The organism is Echinicola arenosa (assembly GCF_014841125.1).
Taxonomy (GTDB): domain Bacteria; phylum Bacteroidota; class Bacteroidia; order Cytophagales; family Cyclobacteriaceae; genus Echinicola; species Echinicola arenosa.
Window position 1 is genome coordinate 703,636 of the sequence record NZ_JACYTQ010000003.1, and the last position, 22,631, is coordinate 726,266.

16 protein-coding genes are annotated in these 22,631 nt (G+C 40.8%); 6 read left to right on the forward strand and 10 right to left on the reverse strand.

Annotated elements, in window-relative coordinates; all coding sequences use genetic code 11:
• Positions 1–135: 135 nt before the first annotated feature.
• From IFO69_RS12065 to IFO69_RS12080, 4 genes are all read right to left on the reverse strand, one after another.
• Entirely contained in the window at positions 136–2,313 is a 2,178-nt protein-coding gene (locus IFO69_RS12065; protein WP_192010348.1) for a hypothetical protein, read from the reverse strand.
• 28 nt (positions 2,314–2,341) lie between these two features.
• The gene (locus IFO69_RS12070) at positions 2,342–2,845 is read right to left on the reverse strand and encodes a hypothetical protein (protein ID WP_192010349.1); all 504 of its coding nucleotides are present in this window, start codon (positions 2,843–2,845) and stop codon (positions 2,342–2,344) included.
• Between the two features lie 364 nt (positions 2,846–3,209).
• Positions 3,210–3,794, reverse strand: coding sequence for a hypothetical protein (locus IFO69_RS12075; RefSeq protein WP_192010350.1), 585 nt, complete (start codon positions 3,792–3,794; stop codon positions 3,210–3,212).
• A gap of 211 nt (positions 3,795–4,005) precedes the next feature.
• Positions 4,006–4,800, reverse strand: coding sequence for a LuxR C-terminal-related transcriptional regulator (locus IFO69_RS12080; RefSeq protein WP_192010351.1), 795 nt, complete (start codon positions 4,798–4,800; stop codon positions 4,006–4,008).
• Positions 4,801–5,359: 559 nt separating this feature from the next.
• Between IFO69_RS12080 and IFO69_RS12085 the strand changes: the two genes are divergently transcribed.
• Genes IFO69_RS12085 through IFO69_RS12105 form a run of 5 tightly spaced genes read left to right on the forward strand, consistent with a single transcriptional unit; the run spans position 5,360 to position 12,772 of the window.
• On the forward strand, positions 5,360–7,093 hold the full coding sequence (locus IFO69_RS12085; RefSeq protein ID WP_192010352.1) for an FISUMP domain-containing protein: 1,734 nt from the start codon (positions 5,360–5,362) through the stop codon (positions 7,091–7,093).
• A 24-nt stretch (positions 7,094–7,117) separates the two neighbouring features.
• Positions 7,118–8,479, forward strand: coding sequence for a fibrobacter succinogenes major paralogous domain-containing protein (locus IFO69_RS12090; protein ID WP_192010353.1), 1,362 nt, complete (start codon positions 7,118–7,120; stop codon positions 8,477–8,479).
• A gap of 24 nt (positions 8,480–8,503) precedes the next feature.
• Entirely contained in the window at positions 8,504–9,907 is a 1,404-nt protein-coding gene (locus tag IFO69_RS12095) for a fibrobacter succinogenes major paralogous domain-containing protein (RefSeq protein WP_192010354.1), read from the forward strand.
• A gap of 24 nt (positions 9,908–9,931) precedes the next feature.
• The gene (locus IFO69_RS12100) at positions 9,932–11,350 is read left to right on the forward strand and encodes a fibrobacter succinogenes major paralogous domain-containing protein (protein ID WP_192010355.1); all 1,419 of its coding nucleotides are present in this window, start codon (positions 9,932–9,934) and stop codon (positions 11,348–11,350) included.
• Positions 11,351–11,374: 24 nt separating this feature from the next.
• A complete protein-coding gene (locus IFO69_RS12105) occupies positions 11,375–12,772 on the forward strand; it encodes a fibrobacter succinogenes major paralogous domain-containing protein (RefSeq protein WP_192010356.1) in 1,398 nt (465 codons plus the stop codon).
• Between the two features lie 84 nt (positions 12,773–12,856).
• Here the strand turns inward: IFO69_RS12105 and IFO69_RS12110 are convergent, their stop codons facing one another.
• Positions 12,857–13,417 carry a type 1 glutamine amidotransferase domain-containing protein gene (locus tag IFO69_RS12110; RefSeq protein ID WP_192010357.1) on the reverse strand — a complete coding sequence of 187 codons (561 nt, stop codon included), beginning with the start codon at positions 13,415–13,417 and terminating at the stop codon, positions 12,857–12,859.
• Between the two features lie 674 nt (positions 13,418–14,091).
• Between IFO69_RS12110 and IFO69_RS12115 the strand changes: the two genes are divergently transcribed.
• Positions 14,092–14,535, forward strand: coding sequence for a rhodanese-like domain-containing protein (locus IFO69_RS12115; RefSeq protein WP_192010358.1), 444 nt, complete (start codon positions 14,092–14,094; stop codon positions 14,533–14,535).
• Positions 14,536–14,631: 96 nt separating this feature from the next.
• Here IFO69_RS12115 and IFO69_RS12120 read toward each other — a convergent pair whose 3' ends face one another.
• From IFO69_RS12120 to IFO69_RS12140, 5 genes are all read right to left on the reverse strand, one after another.
• Complete coding sequence (locus IFO69_RS12120) at positions 14,632–17,424, reverse strand: NPCBM/NEW2 domain-containing protein (protein WP_225444113.1); 2,793 nt, start codon at positions 17,422–17,424, stop codon at positions 14,632–14,634.
• Positions 17,425–17,448: 24 nt separating this feature from the next.
• On the reverse strand, positions 17,449–18,957 hold the full coding sequence (locus IFO69_RS12125; RefSeq protein WP_192010359.1) for a sulfatase: 1,509 nt from the start codon (positions 18,955–18,957) through the stop codon (positions 17,449–17,451).
• Positions 18,958–18,971: 14 nt separating this feature from the next.
• Positions 18,972–20,027, reverse strand: a complete 1,056-nt coding sequence (locus IFO69_RS12130; protein ID WP_192010360.1) for an alpha-L-fucosidase — start codon at positions 20,025–20,027, stop codon at positions 18,972–18,974.
• Positions 20,024–21,121: a glycoside hydrolase family protein gene (locus tag IFO69_RS12135; RefSeq protein WP_192010361.1), complete on the reverse strand. Its 1,098-nt coding sequence runs from the start codon at positions 21,119–21,121 to the stop codon at positions 20,024–20,026. The genes IFO69_RS12130 and IFO69_RS12135 overlap by 4 nt, the downstream gene beginning before the upstream one ends.
• A gap of 73 nt (positions 21,122–21,194) precedes the next feature.
• Positions 21,195–22,604, reverse strand: a complete 1,410-nt coding sequence (locus IFO69_RS12140; RefSeq protein ID WP_225444114.1) for a sialate O-acetylesterase — start codon at positions 22,602–22,604, stop codon at positions 21,195–21,197.
• Positions 22,605–22,631: the final 27 nt, after the last annotated feature.

Genomic DNA, 22,631 nt, shown 5'->3' on the forward strand with positions numbered 1-22,631 from the left:
TAATAGTGATCATTTCAGGTTACGATATGAAAAAAGACATATTAAAATGATTCTCAAAATATTAGAACACAAATTAAAATCGATCGCAAATATTGTATTGATATTAGAAAAAATAGTAGCTATTAAACCTATCAACTACCTAAAGTCCCTGACCACATTGATTACTTTTTCTTGATTACCCTTCTGGTAACTTATCTTAAGGGCTGTTTCTATTTCTTCATCCTGACGGATAATCCGGGCATAATGAAACATCAAAAAACCCAGTACTTTTACCCTGTAGATATTATTATGGAATTGGTTAAAACCCCTAATAATTTTTTTTACGGTTTCTGGTGCACAACTCTCTCCCCCTCTGCTTACCAATATATCAATCGCACTGTTGAGGTGGTTGATATGGTTCATATTGATTTGACTGCCATAAGCTTTGAGAGTAGGGTGATCCAAATGAGGGTTTTTAAGGTAGAGTAAAAAGTTTTGACCATGGGTCGCTATACGTTGCTCCACCGTACTATTACCGGAAAACATACAGGCAGCCAAAGCATGGGAAAAGATCGAATAATAATTGTCCATACTCCTCCGCTTTACTTCATCAATGGCCCTAATGATTGAATTAAAAGCATCGTCTGGAATGTCTATTTTTAAAGCAACATGAATGTCTGTTGCACTCTTATTCTTCAATTCATGGGTTAATTTATCGATCAACAAATCTCTTCTATAATCCTTGATCAATCCCCAAAGTACTGCTGTATCGGCTATTTTCTTGATTTCACCCTCTTCCAATTTCTTATTTTCACTCCATTCAAAGCCCAAATGAAGTTGGCAACTGAGGTCGCTGATCTTGGGACTATAAACAAAACCCTTTGTTTCCGCTTGCAAGCCTGCTGTCCATTTAAAAGTTTCCCCAAAAAACTCACCTTCATAAGATTTATCCGACTTGGTAACAAGATGAAGAAAGCCTATTTGCTCATTGTATCGCTCAAGGATTTCGATACTTGAATCATGGTCAATACCTATTCCTTTTTGAGCCACTTTCAGATCAAAGCCAAAACCTCGCTTCCGCTGATATCCTTTTTCCTGCAAAAACTTCTTGATGACAACTCCATCACTTTTATCTTTTAATAGGTCCTTAAGCTTAAACTTTATCAAGTCAGCATGGTAGTTTTCTAAAGCAGATTCAGAAAGTGTCCCTACCATAAAGCAGTTTTCAGTCCTTATTTGACTATACTCATAACTTACTCCTAGTTCAATCTTAGCTTTAACAAATTGGGCAATTGTATTTCTCAGCCTTTCTAGAAAGGACTCCCAACGCTGCTTGACTTCCATAAATTTATTTGAAACAGGTCCCAAGCCAACCATTTCAGCCATTTTTTCTACGGTTTCCAATTGCTCTGCATTCAAATCCTGCATATTGGCTTTGGCCAATACCTTATTGATTTCTGCTTTTGCCTTTTGAAGATATTGTTCGAGCAATCCATCCAAAACCTTCTCCAGTACACCATGGTCTTTTTCTGCCAAAGATGCTGATATGCCTATCTGGGCACTAGCACCTAGGGACTGTTTTTTATTCTTTTTCACCCCAACTTGAAACTCACTTCCTGACACCCGCTTAATGACCAAAACAAAGTGGTCTTGAATACCAAAGTCGAAACGAACTGTGGCCCCAGCATCCACTTCCAAAGCAATTGGAGAGGCTGATTTCATGATTTTCGAAATCCCCATCAAACTTCCTGAGTAAAGGTCGCTCCAACTTACCTCAAGCGCTGAACTCAGCTCTCCTGCAAATTCCAGTGTACAAACTTCATTGTTTTTCAAATTCTTCAGCTCATTGAGACTAAATATCCATGGGAATTTTTTCAGGTCGTGCGTAGCTGCCTTGAGTAATGAATGTTCCCGTGGATGAAGCTTATAGGTACAGGCGCGAACCTTTGCACTACCCGAAAGAGAAAAACCCAACTGTTCCAGAGGCACACCAGCTTTGATAGAAACCCCTATTCCATATTGGATGATGGCATGGGAATCATAATTGGGCACTACCAAGACCTCCTCCTCAGTAGCTTTATTCTGGACTATATCGTGTTCATCTTCCTCCTCATCCCGTGTATTATCTTCTGGGTCATTGAATACAAAAATCCTCGGCCCTATATTCAAACTACCTATCAGTTGAATAGACTTTCCTCCAATATTTAGACTTTCATTAATGTCCAATACATCTAGTTTATAAGCCTCATTGGGAATATCTGACAAAGGCTTTTGGAATGGAGGCAATGTCTCCAATTTTGCGAGATAACTCTCAAGGTTGTTGATTAATGGCATATCACTAAAAGTTAAGGTTGACTACGAATTAATATTGGTTGTAAATGGTACTGACCTCGGCATACCACTTTTGAATGACCTGTTTGACTTCATTTCTTTTACTATCTGTAATTCGATCAGGAAAAGTATGGACAAAGGCATCTGTAATTCCAAAATCAAATACTCCTCCCGTAACTCCTTTTTCCCTAAAAATCAATAAAGGCAATTTCAGTCCAAATAATATCCCTGCCTCTATATGGTTCCAAGGAGTTGGAATCAACATGTTCATTATTTCTCTTTCCTCTGCAGTACCTTTTTTTCCAATTCCCGTAGCCACAAATACTTGCTCAAAACCCAAAATGATCCCTCCACTACAGCGCTTGGCAATGATGGCAATTTCCTTCATCGGAAAATCCTTAGGGTAGTCACTTCTTCCCAAAGCACGTGGTTCCATACTCAGGTCTTCTATGATATCAATAATCAATTTTCTATAGGCCCTTTGCTTTTTATTGAGGACGGTTGGACAGGAAATAAAAACGGGAATTTTACTCATTTTAAAATGGCTTTATCTTCTCCAAAATACTTTTCACTTCTCCTATTTTGGGCCTGATGGATGTTTTGAAGTCCATATTGACCAAGCTACACAACCAAAACCTACCCATTCTACCCCTTTGCTTTTTTAATCTAAGTATGTCAGCAATATTACCAGGAAAGATTAAAAGCGAGTAGAAACGACCCTTTTGATTAAAGTATCAAATGCTTCGGTCTTCAGACTTCAGGTGTACCTGGCAGTTAGACAGGCTTCTTAATGCTAGAACAAAGAATTTAAGATCACTGTCGTTATTGCAAATTATCAGATTAAAATTATGGATCACTCATCTTCCTTCTTTACTAAAAGCTTCATGAGGTAATTATTATCAGCTCTTTTCTTCATCTGTATCTTCCGTTCCTTCCCCATTATTGCCCTTTAATTTTCCTGAACGCTCATCTTTAGGTTGAAACAAAGTGTCAAAAATTTCTCGCAATTTTAGCGTCGCTCTATCACTAAATAGCCCGGCCAAACCAGATAGGGTCAACACCCCATAAAGGTTAAGTGATTCGGCAGGAGTACTGGTCAAAAGACCCCCACGAAAAACCAAATAAAAAATAAAGGCTACCGCCATGCCTTCAAATGGCCTAAGTAAGTACCACCAAATCCAAGATTTTTCCATTGTACCCTCTCCTACAAAGGAGGCAAAAGAACCCACTGCATGGATAAAACTTCCAATAGCTCCTGTGATCAACACCAAAATTATTGTGCGCTGCTCCAAGGAAAGACTAAACTCCCAACACCAAATAGAAGTCTTTTCGATATATACTTCCTTGTTATCTATTTCTTTAAAACATGGCCATAGTGCATAAATCAAAAGTCCTAATAGAACGAAAAGAACAATAAAGCTTATTCCCATCAGGTTAATCACCCAACCGGCAGGAAATTTATTATTTTCATTATCCGTATCCATTGATTTAAAGATCTTGATCCTATATTAACCCAGCATCTGACACAAACAAATTATCATCTTAAAAATGAACGTAATAACAACTATATTATATATATAAATAAATTCAACAATCTTTAATACTCACAATTTAACTAAATACAGTACAACATCAAATACCGTTTTTATGGTATTTTCAACAATTTAAACAGTAAAAACCCATATAAATCCCACTTCAAATCACCCCTTCCAACAAACACCTGCTGATCAGTTCTGCAGTGTTGGAGCACTTGGTTTTCTTAAGAATGTTTCTTCTGTGCGTACAGGTGGTATTGAAAGAAATAAACAGCCGATTGGAGATTTCCTTGGCATTCAGTCCCTTTTGGATCAGGCGCACAATCTCAGTCTCTCTCTTGGTGAGAGAATTTACCATCAAATTCTCTTCCTTTGTTTCCAGGGAAGGGTCAAAGTAACCTTGTTCTGCGGGTAAATTATAATAGGACTTTTTTCCGTTCAAACTGACAAAAGACAGTCTGTCAGTAGGTAGTGGCCCCAAGTAAGTAATGTCTGTATGAATGATAAAGGCATGTTGAAAAGAGTTATTATCGGTTATGTTAATAGGAGTTCCTTGCACCATCATTGTTTTTCTTCCAAAAACCGGATGCATAAAACAGTATGTATACATAACTTTATAATACAATTGGTCCTCACTGGAAAGGTAATTGACAAAGAAATCATTCACCACTTCTTCTTTCTTCCTGACCAGACACAATTCATCCTGATCCAAAATACTGACAAGTTTTTCAATGTCAGCTTCCTCAGGGGGTATTCCCAAAATCTTCATGACATTAGGGTGAATGTAGTCTATCTCTAAATTATGGTAGTTAATGATATAGTAGTAAAAATCGCCTGGACTGCACATTCCTGCTATTTGCTGAAACTGATTGGTGGCCTCAAACTTTGAATATTCCTTGATTTGCCCAGTATATACCTGCTTCCACAAATCGATAACTTGATTATTATCATTCATTATAAAAACAATTAGGTTACAAAATAATGTTTACAAGTAATCAAGCCACTTTCCTGACCTATGCTATTAAAATAATATACAAGAGTTTTAATTTTATACCATATAAAATACTTATATCACTAAAAATTCAACCCTTATTTAATTAAACATTTAAATATTAAACAACAAAATTCTATACACAAACATCATAATTTAACATCGTAAAAACATATACGGAAATCATATCATTTATTTAAATCAAATCTTTTATTGGAATATTTTCTTTTATACTGAAATAAGTAAAAATCCCCATGTTTAAAATAGAAATAGCTATTTTAAACATATGTAAACAATTAACAATCAATAACTTAACAACAAAAAGACTTACACAAATTTTAAGCAATGCTATAAATTTGAGTCGTGGTTTTAATATTTTTTTGATCAAATCTCTAAGCTCTCAAAGTGTTTGAATACAATTATTTATAGTTTATATACATAATATTATATTCAAAAGGATTTGCCTGATCTTTTAACTAACTTCATAAAATTCATTTTTTTCAATCCTTACTTTTCAATAGTGATGAATAAACCCATTCTTTTAGCATTACCTATCTATCTGTTTACCAAATGGGTATCCAAAGAAACAGAAGATTTCAAATTGGGAGTAAACAGCTTTATGGCTGATATTGTTGCCCATTTTTACAGCACATACCGCTTTATTCTAAAGGCCATTTTTTTTGCATGGAAATCCTCCTTTTCGAAAACCATTACCATGCACATCGCTGATAAAACCTCTGTTCAAAAATATCCACTCAGATACAATCTAAACAACTTCACGAAAACTTGCGGGTTCAAACATCCCAATAAAAAACAAAACATTTTTTGGAAAGGGACAAGTTTGGACTTGAAGGGTTCATGCTATTCATTGAACAAAAACTTAAAAATCCATATAACAGCTACTCCTATGAAAAATTCAATCTATTACCTATCCCTTCTCTTCCTGCTGGCCACTGGCTGCGTACAGGAAAACCTTGAGGCACCCAAAATGGGAATGGTGAGCTTCTCTGAAGTAACATTCGAACACTTTGGTAATATATCCCCAAAGGGTAGGATAGCTGCGGACTCTGAATGGAAACATATCTTGACAACATTCGCCACTATGCTCATTACAAACAAAGCGACCGGGCAAGAATACACGCTGGAATATAATCCCAGCGACTTCACCGAAGCCTATCAGATCCAACTTCCTTATGGGGAATATACCGTGTATTCGAGAGTAGAAGGCCTAGACTATGCGAGCTTCATGCCCTTTACGATTTCGGGGGAATTTACCTTGGATGAGACCAGCTTGGACATCAGCTTGCAAGGCAGCACGGAATATGGCCTGGTAACGGTCAAAAATGAATTTGTCCAGTCAGCAAACCTCCGTGGCGACCAGTACGGAATGCAAATCAGCGACGATGGGGAGGTTCTTTACCTTTACGTAAAAGCAGGCCTTTCGCCTACCCTGACCATTTACGAGAACTTTAACGGACAGGCTTTTCAAAAAAAGCTGGACATTGTTGCCAATAACCATTACCACTTCTACCTTAAACTGACCGAGGTTCAAGGAACGGTCAACTTTATCGAACTGGCCATCGGGCCATTTGAGTACCATGAGGGGTTTTTAGAGATCGGTGAGACAAGCTGCAATAGCGAACGTTATGACTATGTATATGATATAGCATATTTATACGATATAGAAGGAAACCGCTATCCCATAGTAGAGATTGGTGATCAAGTCTGGATGTCGCGAGATTTGCGCACCAAAACTTATGCAAATGGAGATCCAATTATAAACGAAGGAAACAACACATCCAACCTTGGTTATACTTGGTATTCTGCCGTTGATAACCGAAACATCTGTCCCTGCAACTGGCATGTTCCTTCCAATGAGGATTGGCTAAAACTAGAACGCTTTTTAGGGTTACCCGAGGATGAAGAAGGAATAGGTTTACCTGGTGTTCGTGGTAAAGATGAAAGAATAGGAGCCAAACTGGCCAATCCGGGTCAATGGTATTACAGGACTGAATATTATTATTATTTCACCAATGAAACCGGTTTTTTTGCGAACTCAAATGTTCAGTCTGGGATGGATGCCTTTTACCTTTCCACAGACATAGAAATTTCCAAAACAGATCCAGAAGAGGATGGCGTTTTAGTTAGAAATATTAGTCATAGAGCTGTAGGTATAGGTCTTTTTGGGGCACAAACAGATGATCAAAGAAATTTCGGTAAAGGTTCGCTAGTAGGCGTCCGCTGTGTCAAAGACTAAAACATCAATATAACCGCTACTCCTATGAAAAATTCAATCTATTACCTATCCCTTCTCTTCCTGTTGGCCACCAGCTGTGTGCAGGAAAACATCGAACAACCCAAAATGGGCTTGGTCAGCTTTTCAGCCATATCATTTACCCACTTTGGAGGAACGTCACCCAATGCCCGGGTGCTTGAAGACTCCGAGTGGAAACATATCTTCAAGGAATCCGCTACACTGACCATTACCCATAAACAAACGGGTGCAGAATATTCCCTCCAGTACAACCCCAATGACTTTACCAATGCCTACCAGATCCAGCTGCCTTATGGGGAATATACCGTGTTCTCCGAAGTGACCGGAGGGGATTTTGAAAAGTTCCTGCCCTTTACCATCTCAGGGGAATTTACCTTGGCAGAAACCAGCCTGGATATCAGCCTGCAGGGAAGCACAGATTACGGTCTGGTCACCGTCAAAAAAGAATTTGTGCTCTCTGCCAATCTCGACGGGGAACACGAACTGGAGATCTGCGATCAGGGCTTTACCCTATATGCCTACGTCAAGGATGGACTGACCCCTACCCTGACCATCTATGAAAACTTCAATGGACAAGCACTGCAAAAGGAACTGGACATTGCGGCCTACAACCATTACCACTTCTACCTTAAGCTGACCGAAGTTCAGGGAACCGTCAACCTGATCGAGCTGGCCATTGGGCCGTTTGAGTACCATGAGGAGTTTTTTGAAGTAGGGTATTTGGGATGCGGTGATAAAGATGGCTATGTCTATGATATCAATGGTAATCAATACCCTGTCGTACAAATTGGTGACCAAACATGGATGGCCAAAGATCTAAAAGCAACCTATTACAATAACGGGGATCCCATTGCCCTAAATCCAAATCAACCAAACCTCTATACACCGGCTATGCGTGTCAATGCAGATAATGGTATAATGTACAACTACTATGCAGGCGCTGACCCTAGAAAATTATGTCCATGTGGATATCATTTACCATCTGATGAAGAATGGAAAACAATGGAGCAATTTCTCGGAATCACCATATCTGATGATGTTAATGATGATATAAACCTTTCCATCACGCGTGGTAGTGAAGAAAATGTTGGTGGCAAATTAAAGTCTATAGAAGGTTGGGAAAGTCCTAATGTAGGAGCCACCAACGAGTCAGGTTTTTCAGCACTACCCTATAAAAGAACAGGTGAAAGTCAACTTACATCTGCCTACTATCTGACATCTACCATTCATCATGATAATAGAGATGAGTGCGAATGTGAGGAGGAAGTTGAGATACTATGGAGATGGTTAAGTAATTATAGTTCTGGAATTGCGATAGAAATAGACCACCCCTCGACTTATGGTCAAGTAAGATGCGTCAAAGACTAAAATATCAATATTACCGCTAACATCATGAAAAACTTCATCTATTACCTTTCCTTCCTTTTCCTGCTGGCCACTGGCTGCGTACAGGAAAACCTTGAAGCACCCAAAATGGGAATGGTCAGCTTCTCGACGATTAACTTTACCCACTTTGGCAGTTTATCTCCCAATGCTCGGGTGCTTGAGGATTCCGAGTGGAAACATATCTTCAAGGAATCCGCTACACTGACCATTACCCATAAACAAACGGGCGCAGAATATTCCCTCCAGTACAACCCCAATGACTTTACCAATGCCTACCAGATCCAACTGCCTTATGGGGAATATACCGTATTTTCCGAAGTGACCGGAGGGGATTTTGAAAAGTTCCTGCCATTTACCATTTCAGGGGAATTTACCTTGGCAGAAACCAGCCTGGACATCAGCCTGCAGGGAAGCACAGATTACGGTCTGGTTACCGTCAAAAAGGAATTTGTGCTCTCTGCCAACCTCGACGGGGAACACGAGCTGGAGATCTGTGATCAGGGCTTTACCCTTTATGCCTACGTCAAGGATGGACTGACCCCTACCCTGACCATCTATGAAAATTTCAAAGGACAAGCACTGCAAAAGGAACTGGACATTGCGGCATACAACCATTACCATTTCTACCTCAAACTAACCGAGGTTCAGGGAACCGTCAACCTGATCGAACTGGCCATTGGGCCATTTGAATACCATGAGGAGTTTTTTGAGATCGGGGGTGAGGAAGAGATCACCAGCGTGACCGATGCTGACGGAAATGAATATAAAGTGGTCAAAATTGGTGAACAATACTGGATGGCCGAAAACTTAAGAAATACTACCTATTGCGATGGTACACCCTTGGAAACAATAACTGCCCTAAAAGGAAACTTTCCTTTAGGTTTCAATCAAAAACCAGATTTTGTAATAAGCAGAAAAGATCCTTATACATTAGAAAATAATTATTTCTACAGTTACGAAGTAGCAAAAAGCGAAAAGAACATTTGTCCCTGTAACTGGCATATTTCTTCCGATGAGGACTGGTTAGAACTGGAACGTTATATCGGAATTCCTGAAAATGAACTACTTAATAGTATTAGAGGACAAGAACAAAATGCTGCCGGTCAGCTAATGGCATTGGATTGGGAAGAAATCTATGGGGATGTAGATCCTAAGGTTACCGTTACCAATTCTACTGGATTTACCGCGTATCCAAATGGATATTGGTATTGGGATTTTGATGAAACCGGCGAAGGAATCGTTATGATTGGAGGGACAAAAGAAACAAGATGGTGGACTCCTATAAATAATTCTTCTTTAATAATGTATAGAAAACTATATATCCAATACACATATGCTCCTTCCATTTATAGAAACTTGGAATCCCCATCCAGTGATGCAGTTTATAGTATCCGCTGCGTCAAAGACTAAAACATAAACATAACAGCTACTCCTATGAAAAATTCAATCTATTACCTATCCCTTCTCTTCCTGTTGGCCACCAGCTGTGTGCAGGAAAACATCGAACAACCCAAAATGGGCTTGGTCAGCTTTTCAGCCATATCATTTACCCACTTTGGAGGAATGTCACCCAATGCCCGGATGCTTGAAGACTCCGAGTGGAAACATATCTTCAAGGAATCCGCTACACTGACCATTACCCATAAACAAACGGGTGCAGAATATTCCCTCCAGTACAACCCCAATGACTTTACCAATGCCTACCAGATCCAGCTGCCTTATGGGGAATATACCGTGTTCTCCGAAGTGACCGGAGGGGATTTTGAAAAGTTCCTGCCATTTACCATCTCAGGGGAATTTACCTTGGCAGAAACCAGCCTGGATATCAGCCTGCAGGGAAGCACAGATTACGGTCTGGTCACCGTCAAAAAAGAATTTGTGCTCTCTGCCAACCTCGACGGGGAACACGAACTGGAGATCTGCGATCAGGGCTTTACCCTCTATGCCTACGTCAAGGATGGACTGACCCCTACCCTGACCATCTATGAAAACTTCAATGGACAAGCCCTGCAAAAGGAACTGGATATTGCGGCCTACAACCATTACCACTTCTACCTCAAACTGACCGAGATTCAGGGAACCGTCAACCTGATCGAGCTGGCCATCGGGTCCTTTGAATACCATGAAGAGTTTTTTGAGATCGGTGCTGAGGAAGAGATCAAAAGCGTGACCGATGCCGATGGGAATGTTTATAAAGTGGTCAAGATTGGTGAACAATACTGGATGGCAGAAAACTTAAGAAATACTACCTATTGCGATGGTACACCTTTGGAAACATTTATGCCACCTGGCATTACCATGCCCTATGGCTTCAACGAACAGCCTGATTATGCCTTCATAAAAGCGGATAGGTACACCTCCGAAAACAATTATTACTATAATCGAGAAGTAGCAAGGAATGAAAAAAATATATGCCCTTGCAATTGGCATATATCGACCGATGAAGACTGGATGGAGCTTGAGCGCTACCTAGGTATACCTGAGTCCGACCTCTATAGCCGCAGAAGAGGCTACGACCAAGAAGCAGCCGACCAACTCATGGCACTGGATTGGCCTGACATCTATGGTGCGGTACCTCCGGAATTGAACATCACCAACTCCACGGGATTTACCGCTTACCCAAATGGCCGCTGGATTTATGACATTGACGAAACAGGCGAAGGACTTCGCTGGAATGCTTTTTCGTTCACTGCCTGGTGGTGGTCCCCCAAAGAAGATTCGTTAAAAATGAGAAGTATACAATCTGAAGGCTTCTCAGTATCACCTGAAGAAGTTTCGGCCATTTACCGAATGGGTAGCTCTGATGGAGCACGAGATGGCCATATTTTGAGTATCCGCTGTGTCAAAGACTAAAACATCAATATAACCGCTACTCCTATGAAAAATTCAATCTATTACTTATCCCTTCTCTTCCTGCTTGCTACCAGCTGTGTGCAGGAAAACCTTGAGGCGCCCAAAATGGGAATGGTCAGCTTTTCAGCCATATCATTTACCCATTTTGGAGGCCTATCTCCCAATGCCCGGATGCTTGAAGACTCCGAATGGAAACATATCTTTAAGGAATCCGCTACCCTGACCATTACCCATAAAGAAACAGGCGCAGAATATTCCCTCCAGTACAACCCCAATGACTTTACCGATGCCTACCAGATCCAACTGCCTTATGGGGAATACACCGTATTTTCTGAAGTCACCGGAGGCGATTTTGAAGCGTTCCTGCCCTTTACCATTTCAGGGGAATTTACCCTAGCAGAAACCAGTCTTGACATCAGCCTTCAGGGAAGCACAGATTACGGTCTGGTTACCGTCAAAAAGGAATTTGTGCTCTCTGCCAACCTCGACGGGGAACACGAGCTGGAGATCTGCGATCAGGGCTTTACCCTCTATGCCTACGTCAAGGATGGACTGACCCCTACCCTGACCATCTATGAAAACTTCAATGGACAAGCACTGCAAAAGGAACTGGACATTGCGGCCTACAACCATTACCACTTCTACCTTAAGCTGACCGAAGTTCAGGGAACCGTCAACCTGATCGAGCTGGCCATCGGGCCATTTGAATACCATGAGGAGTTTTTTGAGATCGGGGGTGAGGAAGAGATCACCAGTGTGACCGATGCAGATGGGAATGAATATAAAGTGGTCAAAATAGGTGAGCAGTATTGGATGGCCGAAGACCTGAACACAACCAAATTCTGTAATGGTGAGGATATCCTAACACTTAGGACTGAACAAATATTTGAAAACATTACTGAACCCAATATGAGCTTTGCCGTACAAAATCGGTCAACTATGCTCTATTACAGTGAGGCTGCCAATTATGATGAAAGGAACATTTGCCCCTGCAACTGGCATGTGTCTACAGATGAAGATTGGCGTAGTTTAGAAACTTATTTAGGTTTACCGGAGAATCAATTCGAGAGTGGCTTATACACTAGAGGTGCTACACAAAACATCGGGGGAAAACTTAAAGCAGTTGAAGAATGGCCTTTTCCAGATGACAACTTCAATTATGTAAATACGGGCGCCACCAACGAATACGGTTTTACAATTTTACCATACGGTTATGTATATCCTGATGATGAATTTGATGGAGTTACTTATTATTCCACATTCGAGGATGAATATGAAGCTGCATATATATGGACACCTATTGAAGGCAGCCATATAGAAGATAACGCTTTATACATCCGTGAATTCCGCTACTCCATTGATGGGATAAGACGCTCTCGGTTCAATCCTACGGCAGCTTCCGTTCGCTGCGTCAAAGATTAATCAAAATAATTACCATTATAAAATAAAAGAAGAGCCAGCGCAAATAATACGCTGGCTCTTCTGTCTTAAATTATCCAATTCTTATTATACCATTTGTCTGCTGTGGGTGCCTTCTCTGACTTCTTCCACCAATTTTCTGTTGAAATCGGGAAGGTCATCAGGGGTTCTGGAAGTAACCAAACCATGATCCACCACTACAGCTTCATCAAACCATTTGGCACCTGCATTCATCAGGTCGGTTTTGATGGAATGGAAAGAAGTCAATTTTCTACCATTGACCACATCCGCTTCCACCAAGACCTGTGGTCCATGACAGATAGCGGCTACCGGTTTATGGTTTTTAAAGAAAGCCCTAACAAACTGGATGGCTTTTTCACTCCTCCTGAGTTGGTCTGGATTGATCACTCCACCTGGCAGCACCAAGGCATCGTAATCTTCTTCATAAACTTCTTCCAGCGTTTTGTCCACTCGCACACTATTGCTCCAGTTGCCATTCTTCCATCCTTTGATTGACCCTGTTTCCAAAGAAACAACATCTACCTTAGCCCCGCTTTCTTCCAAAGCCTGTTTGGGACTGGTCAATTCTGATTCTTCAAATCCGTTCGTGGCTAGAATGGCTACTCTTTTATTTTGTAAGTTTTCCATGGTTGTTAAAATTTTGGTTAGCGATTAATTTATCATTATTCGTTACCCTTAAAAATGCAAGCACTATGCCAACAACCCTATTTTTCAACATTAAAATAAATATTTTTACACTATTTAACTATATAAAAACATATATATTAATAAAAAACATAACTATTTTAATAATTTATATATATTTAAGCAATTTCACCAGTAAAGATTAAAAGCGAGTAGAAACTACCCTTTTGATTAAAGTATCAACTGCTTCGGTCTTCAGATTTCTGATTTACTTGGCAGTTAGACAAGCTTCCCACCACTTGAGCAAAGACTGTATGACTACTGGCATCATAGCAGATAATTTATCCAGTATGCGTTGAGGTAAATAAAACTTGACCTTTATATAATCCCATGCAAACCCATAGTTATCCCGTGTTTAACCCGTGTTTTCTTTATTAAAGAGTTACGGTAACCATTGGGTAGAGTAGATAGTAACTTAATAAATAAATCATCCGATGACCTATTAATTAAATTAAATCATTGGACTCAATTTATAAATTGTCCGACAGCTACTCCACACGATATTCCACGCTTTGGGGAAATGGGAAACAGTTTTACATTGGAACCTTCTTTGCCTTTTCAAACCAAAAAATGTTACCTTAATGGTTTAAATTCCAAAGTCAAAACCTGAAGCTATAATGAAGGAACCAAAAACTTATCCACGCTTTTTTTCAGCCTTTGTATTGATATTGGTCATCTTGGTTTCATTTCAGTCTGCTGAACCTTGGACAGCCAAACAAATGGTCTCCCCCTACGACCTGAGCCAAAGAATGGAAAAAAGTAAAGAAAAGCTCCCCTTGATCTTAAGCATAGGTCCCCAAGCTGTAATCAAAGGCTCCAAGGACATTGGACCGGGTCAAGACCCAAGCAATATCAAGAAGCTTACCTTGGCGGTAAACAAACTCTCCAAGGATACCGAAATCATATTGTATTGTGGCTGCTGTCCTCTACAAAAATGTCCCAACGTAAGGCCAGCTTTCAAAACCCTCAATGAATTGGGCTTTAAGAACCATAAGCTCTTGGCCATCCTTAATAATGTCAAAACCGATTGGATCGATAAAGGCTACCCAGTCCAGGAGTAAAGCAGTTCATCAAGAACACTCCAAAAAAGCTGTCCCATCAAATATCTACGTTGATGGGACAGCCTTTTGTTTCTTTAATTGCAAGCTAATTGAACGTTATTCAATTACATACCAAGTATAGGAATTGGCAGGAATAATGACTTTTAGATGGATATTGTACTCCCGATCCAAAGTGTAATTAACGCTCTTTCCTTCTTTTTCCCGCACTTTTGCCTCATCTGTCAGGCCCGTGTAGTAAAGAGGAAGCTTGATTTCCCTGACCATTTCCTTATCCGTTGGGTTAAAGAACATGGCCAGTCCCTTTTCTTTCAAGGCCGGATTGGCGTGCATAAAGCCATCCCAATCTTTTCCTGATGGCCTTCTCAGGTGAATGATATCACTGTTGAGAATATTTCTGTACTCCTTGTACCAACCTATCACTTCCTTGACCAATTTTTTGGTCTCTGGAGCATCATATAACCTCGGCCCCCTGTAACATGCCTGAACACCAGAACCATAGTTTTGCATCATATGGTTTTCATAATCCTTCAAATGATCTTTTAGAGGCTCCAAGGTAGCCGCTGCTCCACCTCCATGATATTGGGTCAAGGGCACAAACGTCCAACACATGCTGGGTATCCTGTCCCATAGCCCATCATAAATGTTCAACCGCCCATGCATCAGGTGTCTTTCTCGAGGCAAGGACCAATTGACTTCTCGGTAGCCAATTCCTGTTTTATTGGTACCTGAATTGACATAGAAGTCCGGTACATTCATATAGATGCCTTCAGCCCTCATCCATTGATACAGCCCTTGGATCTGGGCATATTGCTTCCACTGGGAATCCCCCAATCCATTGTGATGGGCGTGGCTGGTAGACGCACAGACATTGCCTGGATAAGAACCATCATTCTCAAATACTTGCATCCCAGTTTGGTTAAAAAATTTCTTGATCTTTCTGAAATAATCATAACCCCATTCACTGCTGAGACAAGGAGAGGAACCAAAGATCATCCCTCCTCTTTTGCCTGTCTCAGGATTGATCACATCCACTTCCTCACTGATCCAACGACTGGAAAGCAAAGAATAACCGCCTAACTCTATGCCCTTGGCATTGGCATATTCTCTTAATTCACGGAATTTTCTGTAATTTTCTTCAGACTCATCCTCCATGTCCATACCACTACCGAAGCTCAGAATGATCATCTCATAGCCGACTTCGGCACATTGGTCAACTGCTGTTTTGACCACCTCAGGGTCCGTAGAGGTCAAGTGAAGGAAGATGGGGTTTTCTGTGGTCCATGGAGAAATGGTCCGGTACATCTTCCGGATAAACAAGCCATTTCTTTCTTCATCGCGAGAATCCATCGGCAATTCCCACACCCTGAATGTGCTCAAGGTATCACCTACTGCTATGGCAGTTTCTGGTCCCAATGGCGGTTTGACTTCTAATAGACAAGGCAGGTTGAGTGGATAATTAGTCTGTGTGGTATACCTTGGGTCCTTTTCCCAAAAAACGGTCTCTTGGGAGGTTTTCTGTTGCATCCCACCAAAAGCATAGTCTGTTTGGATATGGATATTGGGCTTCACCCAATTCTCTGGAGTCTCCACCAAGTTTTCTCCTTCCACCATGGCCAACTGCTCCAACTTAAAGCTGTTCAGCTGCACGATCAAATCACTGTCATTAATTACTTCTATCCACTTGGAAAGCGTCGGGATACCATCATACAAGGCAAAGTGAACCTTGACCAAGATACCCTCTTTTTCAAGCGTAAAAACCACCTCTTTTCCGCTTGGCATCTCTTTGTTCATGGCCCAGCGAACCCTTTTCCAAACCAGTCTGTCCGTAATTTCCCTCACTTCAAAATCCTGGATCTGGAAACTGTTTTGGGTAGCCATCAGTTCCTCTGTCCATTTCATCAGCGTGTAGCCATACTCAGGCTGGGGGCTTAATCCGCCGATATCATAACTCCGACCATCAATGGTCAGCACTCCTTCATTGGACACAGCACGGAGCAAGGTTTCTCCGGTCATCAAATTTGTAAAATCAATAGTTGCCAAGTTAGGGCTTAACTTAAAAGTTCTTGCAATCAGCCCATTGCTGAGCACTAGTTGGTCCTCTCCACTTTTTAATACTTCAGCCTTAGCCTTTGAATGATCAATTAGCCAATCATAATTCGGCTGGCCAAGCGGCAGTTGCACCGCTTTTAATTTACTTAATTTTCCAAGTAAGTATTCCCTTACCACACTATTCTGTTCAACCTTCTCCCCTACAAAATCACCTGGTTTGATCACTGGGGCTATTTCGAAAAATTCAATTTTTGGCTCTACCCAAACTGCATGATCACCACTCGGCCCATCTCCAGCATCCTCAACAATAAGCTCCAGTACACCACCTTTTACATCTAAATCAATGGATTTGGCCGCATCACCTTTTCGCATGATCCCACTGTTATATATTTCCTCTCCATTATGAACTAATTTGAAGATGACCGACCCCTGATCTACGGAACCATTCTCCCCTTCCACGCCAACAAACTGCTTTTTGCTGGACGTTACTTCATAAAAAATACGCTTACCATCTGTCAGCGGTATGGTTTTTATATTTTCTGACTCATAGTCAACCTTCGAATCATTCACTCCAACCTTAGCAGAAAAGTGACTTCCATTGTTCATTTTAATCTTAATGACCGAATTGGAATGTACTCCTATGCCATCAGAAAAATACTCCCCACCAATAGATAGCTCCTCTCCCGTTACTGAACGGTTTTTCACAGGAGCAGCGTAAGTTTGCTCACTGAGTGAAATATTCAAATCCTGCAAAGCCGTGTAAGTCTGAGCCTGAATGGTTTTACTCCAACCAAACACCAAAGCCAATAGCATTAATGTCTGGAATAATTTCATTTTCATTTTATTCAATTTTTATCTTAATCTTTATTTCAAAAGCTCACTGGGATAGGGAACTGGTTTTCCTGTGGCTTTGATAGTCGGCATTTGTGCGTCTGTATCCTTCAGGAGCTTGGTCATCAACTGGGCCATTTCCATTGTTCTATCCAATTCCTTTTCACTTAAATCGGTGGACTCGCCTATATCGTCATTTAGGTTATACAACTCCAATTTTTGATCTACATGGTGATAGATCAATTTCCAGTCACCTTTTCTTACCACACTATAAGGGGGATTATAATAAGTGTTGGGATAGTGCCAAAGCAATGGTCTTGTATTGGATGACTTTTTTCCTTTAAGTTTTCTAACAAAGCTATGACCATCCATGCTCGTTTGAGCTGCTTCCTTGAGTCCAGCCATTTCGAGAAAAGTTGGAAAGATATCCTCAATTATCACATAGTCCTCATTAACTGAATTAGGCTTGGTTTCATCTGGCCATTTTACCAAAAGTGGCACCCGAATACCTCCCTCATATGGACTGAGCTTATGACCTCTCAAGGGTTTGTTTTGAGGCACCTGCTTGTGGGCACCATTATCGGACATAAATACAATAATGGTGTTATCCGAAACCCCTAAATTTTCCAAATGGTCCATTATGTCTCCAAGTGATTTATCCATACCTTCAATCATGGTGGCATATGTCGCTTCGTGTTCACTAAACCCTTGTTCAATGTATTTTTGATAATAGCGTTTGTCCTTTTCCCAGGGAGCATGGATCGCATAATGTGACATGTACAAGTAAAAAGGTTGCTCTTTTTCCACTGATTTACTAACTTCTTTTAAAGCCTCACGGGTCAAAGCTTCCGTCAAATAGATTTCTTGTCCATGGTATTTTTCCAAGTCAGGAATATCCCAAATGTGGTTTCCAGCATCTCTCCAATCTGCACTAAAATCATGGATTCCCAGGTAACTCCCTGGACCACCTGCAGCATGGCCTCCAATATTTACCTTAAAACCTAAATTTAAAGGATCCTCCCCAGGAGTTCCCTCAGCACCAAAGTGTGCTTTACCCACATGGATTGTTTGGTATCCCCCTTTACTAAGGAGTGTGGGTAAAGTTTTGGCACTAATGGTATAAGGAACCGATGAATCAGGACTGAGTCCATTGACATTCCATTGGGGTGATTCCACAACTGGATTTTCAGTATCTGGTGATACATCTTTCTTCAAGGTCCAATTGGTCACCCGATGCCTGGCCGCATTCATTCCTGTCATCAAACTGATCCTTGAAGGGGAACAAACCGCGCTTGCATAGGCTTGGGTAAACTTCATCCCATCATGGGCCATCCGCTCCATATTGGGGGTTTTATAGCGTTTGTTTAACTCAGTCACTTCCTTAAAAAAAGGAACAGAAGTATCCTGCCAACCCATATCGTCCACAAAGAAAAAAACAATATTGGGTTGGTTCTTTTTCTTCGGTTGTTGGTTTTGGGCCATAGCTTTATTAGCTGAAAATACCATCGCCAAAAACAATAATGAAGTACGTATAAGCATCATATTTTTCTATATGGTTAAATTGAAAGCCTCTCCTTCAAGGACTTTAGTATTTCTACATCTTTTTCCCTCAACCTGCCTTCCCTGTTGGGTGGACAATTAAGAATCAAAATATTGTCATTGGCGGTGGCTTTTCGATAAAGCTTTTCCAGTTCATCCAAGGATTTCCAAACGGTATCTTGCGTATTGTAAAACCATCTTTGACTCATACAAACGGTAGATTCCCAAGGCATGTAATAGGATTGGCCATCATAGGTAAATATTTTGGGATCATCTTCTGCAGGTAGGTAGGGATCTCCCAATCTAAAATCACTGGGAAAATACCGGATGGGGAACCCTTCTTTTTGTTCTTCAGGTTTGACCGGATGGTGGTCAGGATCGTTGGGCAGACCTATAGACCAATTGACTCCTATTTGACAATCAGGCTCGCGCTGCTTTATGGCTTGATAAAGTGCTTTGATGGGCCACCTTGAATTTTCTTTCACCCATCCCCCATCAAACCAAAACTCAACAATCGAGGTATGCTTTTCAGTGATGTCAATCAACTCTTGAATCTGGTGGAGCATGTATTCATTGTAAGTACTGTCTTGGTCTGGGGCTTCCACATTCGAGTTTACTTTTCGGTCCCAAAGGGAGTAATATAAACCCAGCCCAATATCATATTTTTTACATGCTTTGGCCACTTCCTCCACCACATTGGTAGAATTGGGTGATGAGGCGACATCATAGGTGGTCAATTCGCTGTCCCAAAGACAAAAACCTTCATGATGTTTGGTGATCAAAATCACATACTTCATTCCTGCTTCCTTTGCGGTCCTTATCCATTGTTCCGCATCTATGTTACTTGGGTTATAGCTTGAAGCTTCTTTTGAGCCATCTGTCCATTCCATATCATGAAAGGTATTCACCCCAAAGTGGATGAACATACCATATTTTCGTTCCATCTGTGCAAGCTGAGTTTTACTTGGAGAGGTAGAAGGTTCGGGCATGATTCCCTTGTTTTCCTCTTGGGAATGCTGACAGCCAAAGGAAAAAGCTGAAGCCAGTAGTAATCCTATTAGGTACTTTCTCATTTTGAAGGTTTAATTGGAATTGTAACTATAAATGAGTCATTGCCCTTCTTGCAGGCCAATAACAGCACTTGAATATCTCCATTCTCCCGATATACATTTGGTCGTTCCATTCGGTCAGGATTGAGCTTTTCCCCTTTTTTCATTGGAATTTCTTTTGGCATAATCTCAAATTCATCGTTTTTATTCCAATGAATTCCATCTTCTGAACTTACTAAGCCAATAAAAGTATGAGCGTGGAAAATACCGAAATATTTACCTCGAAGATCATCATACCATAAGGACATATCTTCTGTATCCAAATAGTCAATCACCGGCTGATCCTGAATAACAAAGGGACCTGCGGGATGATTGCCTATTGCCAAAGCCTGATTTCTTGTAAAATTAGTATCATTCGGTTTGTCTCCTTTGACGATAAGATAGTATTTCCCATCCTTTCCCCTATCGATTGCCGGGTTCACTGTCAATGTGGTGATCGGTCCCGATGGTTCTATCAATGGAGTATCCATGCGCTCCCAAGGACCTGAAAGTGAATTCGCCACGGCAACGCCTGTTCTTTGATTGGGTCTTAAAATTTTCCAATTAGGATGTGTATAGCCTGTCAAACTTGTTTCTAGGAGTTCCTCTCCAGAATAGGCTATATTATTTCCTAAATTTGTAGAGATATAGTACAAATAATACTTGCCCTCAAAATACTTGATTTTAGGGTTGTGGGCAGTTATGGCATCCCAGTGGCCTTTTCCTCTACCATTCAGTACTGTTTCTTTATATGTCCACGGGCCTGATGGTGAAGCAGAAACAGCATGAGCCACTTCTGAGTAAAGCAGCCAGCCTGTAAATTTTGTATCCCTGGGCCATCTGGAGTAAAACAAATGATATTGATTGTCATCTCCTTTAATAATCGAGCCTCCCCAATTGAAAAAGTCTTCCGAGCGAAAAATGTTACTTTCATCTACCGGTTGGATTTTATCCCTGAACATAAAATCCTCATGGATATTCTGGGCAATGACAGGAATGAAGCCTAATAATAAAACGATGAAAGTGGCTAGACCATTTTTATAATTGCTTAGGAAAACCCGCCCCTCTTTAAGTATCATAAGTTGTTGATTTAGTGAGAATTAAATAGGAATAATCTATTATCTGTCTGCTTAAGAACTTTAAACATTTATTTTATTTAAGCTCCCAGTCATCAGTTCTGAAAGCAGATGCGGGTAAGCCATCTTTGTTGAAAAGATTGGGCAGGGCAATATCAGAGAAGGCAAACCGCACCGCAACAGGTTCTTTGACCTCTTTGGAACTTATAACTACTTGACTTCCCTCTATTTTTGCTTTGGCTAGATAAAACTTCCGATCTACTCCCGCAATATAGAATTCGAGTACATCTTTTCCTTTTGCAACCAAGCCTCCCTCAGCATGATCAAAACGGACAATGATTTTATTTTTATTCACCTCCATGCTACTAAAAACGGGGCCGCTTGGCTCAATATGCTCTACCCCATAGGTTTTTGCCAAAGCCCATAAAGCAAGCCTTCTTCCTACTTCCTGTTTATTTCCAGGATGAATGTTTTTCAAATTACCAATGTCATTGGTAACCACCATACCTGTATTGGCTACTTGCTGCATGGTCTTTAACTGGGCATCCCTTACCACTGCTGGTTCCAAGTCTTCCAAATCATTGTTGTTATAGTCAAAGGGTGCTATCTGTACATAGTAAAATGGCAAATCAGCATTTCCCCAGGCCTTTCGCCACGAGTTGATCATCATAGGGAAGGTTTCATAATAATAATCGGCATTTTGTCTGTTAGACTCCCCTTGATACCAAAGGTATCCTGCAATGTCAAAAGGAACCAAAGGGTTGATCATCGCATTATAAGCCGATCCGGGGGTTTTGGAGTACCATTGGTTTTCCGCTATATGCTCCGCAGCATCGTTTAACAATTCAGGCTTTTCCACCAACCCTAAGGGTGACCAGATTTCTATGGGAGTACCTCCCCAGCTGCTATTGATTAAACCGATGGGCACTCCCAATTCTTCCAGAAGTTCACGACCAAAAAAGTACCCAACGGCACTGAAAGACCGCATACTTTCGGGAGTACATACTGTCCATTCCCCCGGTGAGTTATCTTGCAAAGTTTCAGAATTGTGTCTTGGAACGCTGAAAAAGCGAATATTAGGATAATTGGCTGCTTTTACCTCCTCCTCTGCATGGTCAAAGCCATTGTTTGCGCTCCATTGCATATTGGACTGGCCGGAGCAAAGCCAAACTTCTCCGATCTGGATATTTTTTAAAACAATCTCTTGATGCCCTTTAATGGTTACTGTAAATGGACCTCCATAACTTGGCGTGGGCAGTTCCACTGACCATTTTCCTTGATTTACTGTGGTTTCTAATGGCTCATTATTCCAAGATCCGGTTACCGTAATTTTTTCAGTGGTCTGTGTGCTCCAACCCCAAATGGTTGCATTGGAATTTTGCTGTAGTACCATGTTATCAGATAGAATGGAAGGCAACCAGATTTCACTTTTTGCCTGTAAAGCCAAGTGGAACACCACAAGGGTCAACAATAGCCTTTTCATCATTTTGGGAGTAATATTAGTGACAACAAT

Bases quoted from the DNA above. Each gene is read 5' to 3' on its own strand.
- IFO69_RS12090 (WP_192010353.1), top strand. From the start codon at position 7,118: ATGAAAAATTCAATCTATTACCTATCCCTTCTCTTCCTGTTGGCCACC.
- IFO69_RS12105 (WP_192010356.1), top strand. From the start codon at position 11,375: ATGAAAAATTCAATCTATTACTTATCCCTTCTCTTCCTGCTTGCTACC.
- IFO69_RS12140 (WP_225444114.1), bottom strand. From the start codon at position 22,604: ATGATGAAAAGGCTATTGTTGACCCTTGTGGTGTTCCACTTGGCTTTA.
- IFO69_RS12070 (WP_192010349.1), bottom strand. From the start codon at position 2,845: ATGAGTAAAATTCCCGTTTTTATTTCCTGTCCAACCGTCCTCAATAAA.
- IFO69_RS12065 (WP_192010348.1), bottom strand. From the start codon at position 2,313: ATGCCATTAATCAACAACCTTGAGAGTTATCTCGCAAAATTGGAGACA.
- IFO69_RS12130 (WP_192010360.1), bottom strand. From the start codon at position 20,027: ATGAGAAAGTACCTAATAGGATTACTACTGGCTTCAGCTTTTTCCTTT.
- IFO69_RS12085 (WP_192010352.1), top strand. From the start codon at position 5,360: ATGAATAAACCCATTCTTTTAGCATTACCTATCTATCTGTTTACCAAA.
- IFO69_RS12135 (WP_192010361.1), bottom strand. From the start codon at position 21,121: ATGATACTTAAAGAGGGGCGGGTTTTCCTAAGCAATTATAAAAATGGT.
- IFO69_RS12080 (WP_192010351.1), bottom strand. From the start codon at position 4,800: ATGAATGATAATAATCAAGTTATCGATTTGTGGAAGCAGGTATATACT.
- IFO69_RS12095 (WP_192010354.1), top strand. From the start codon at position 8,504: ATGAAAAACTTCATCTATTACCTTTCCTTCCTTTTCCTGCTGGCCACT.
- IFO69_RS12115 (WP_192010358.1), top strand. From the start codon at position 14,092: ATGAAGGAACCAAAAACTTATCCACGCTTTTTTTCAGCCTTTGTATTG.
- IFO69_RS12125 (WP_192010359.1), bottom strand. From the start codon at position 18,957: ATGATGCTTATACGTACTTCATTATTGTTTTTGGCGATGGTATTTTCA.
- IFO69_RS12100 (WP_192010355.1), top strand. From the start codon at position 9,932: ATGAAAAATTCAATCTATTACCTATCCCTTCTCTTCCTGTTGGCCACC.
- IFO69_RS12110 (WP_192010357.1), bottom strand. From the start codon at position 13,417: ATGGAAAACTTACAAAATAAAAGAGTAGCCATTCTAGCCACGAACGGA.
- IFO69_RS12120 (WP_225444113.1), bottom strand. From the start codon at position 17,424: ATGAAAATGAAATTATTCCAGACATTAATGCTATTGGCTTTGGTGTTT.
- IFO69_RS12075 (WP_192010350.1), bottom strand. From the start codon at position 3,794: ATGGATACGGATAATGAAAATAATAAATTTCCTGCCGGTTGGGTGATT.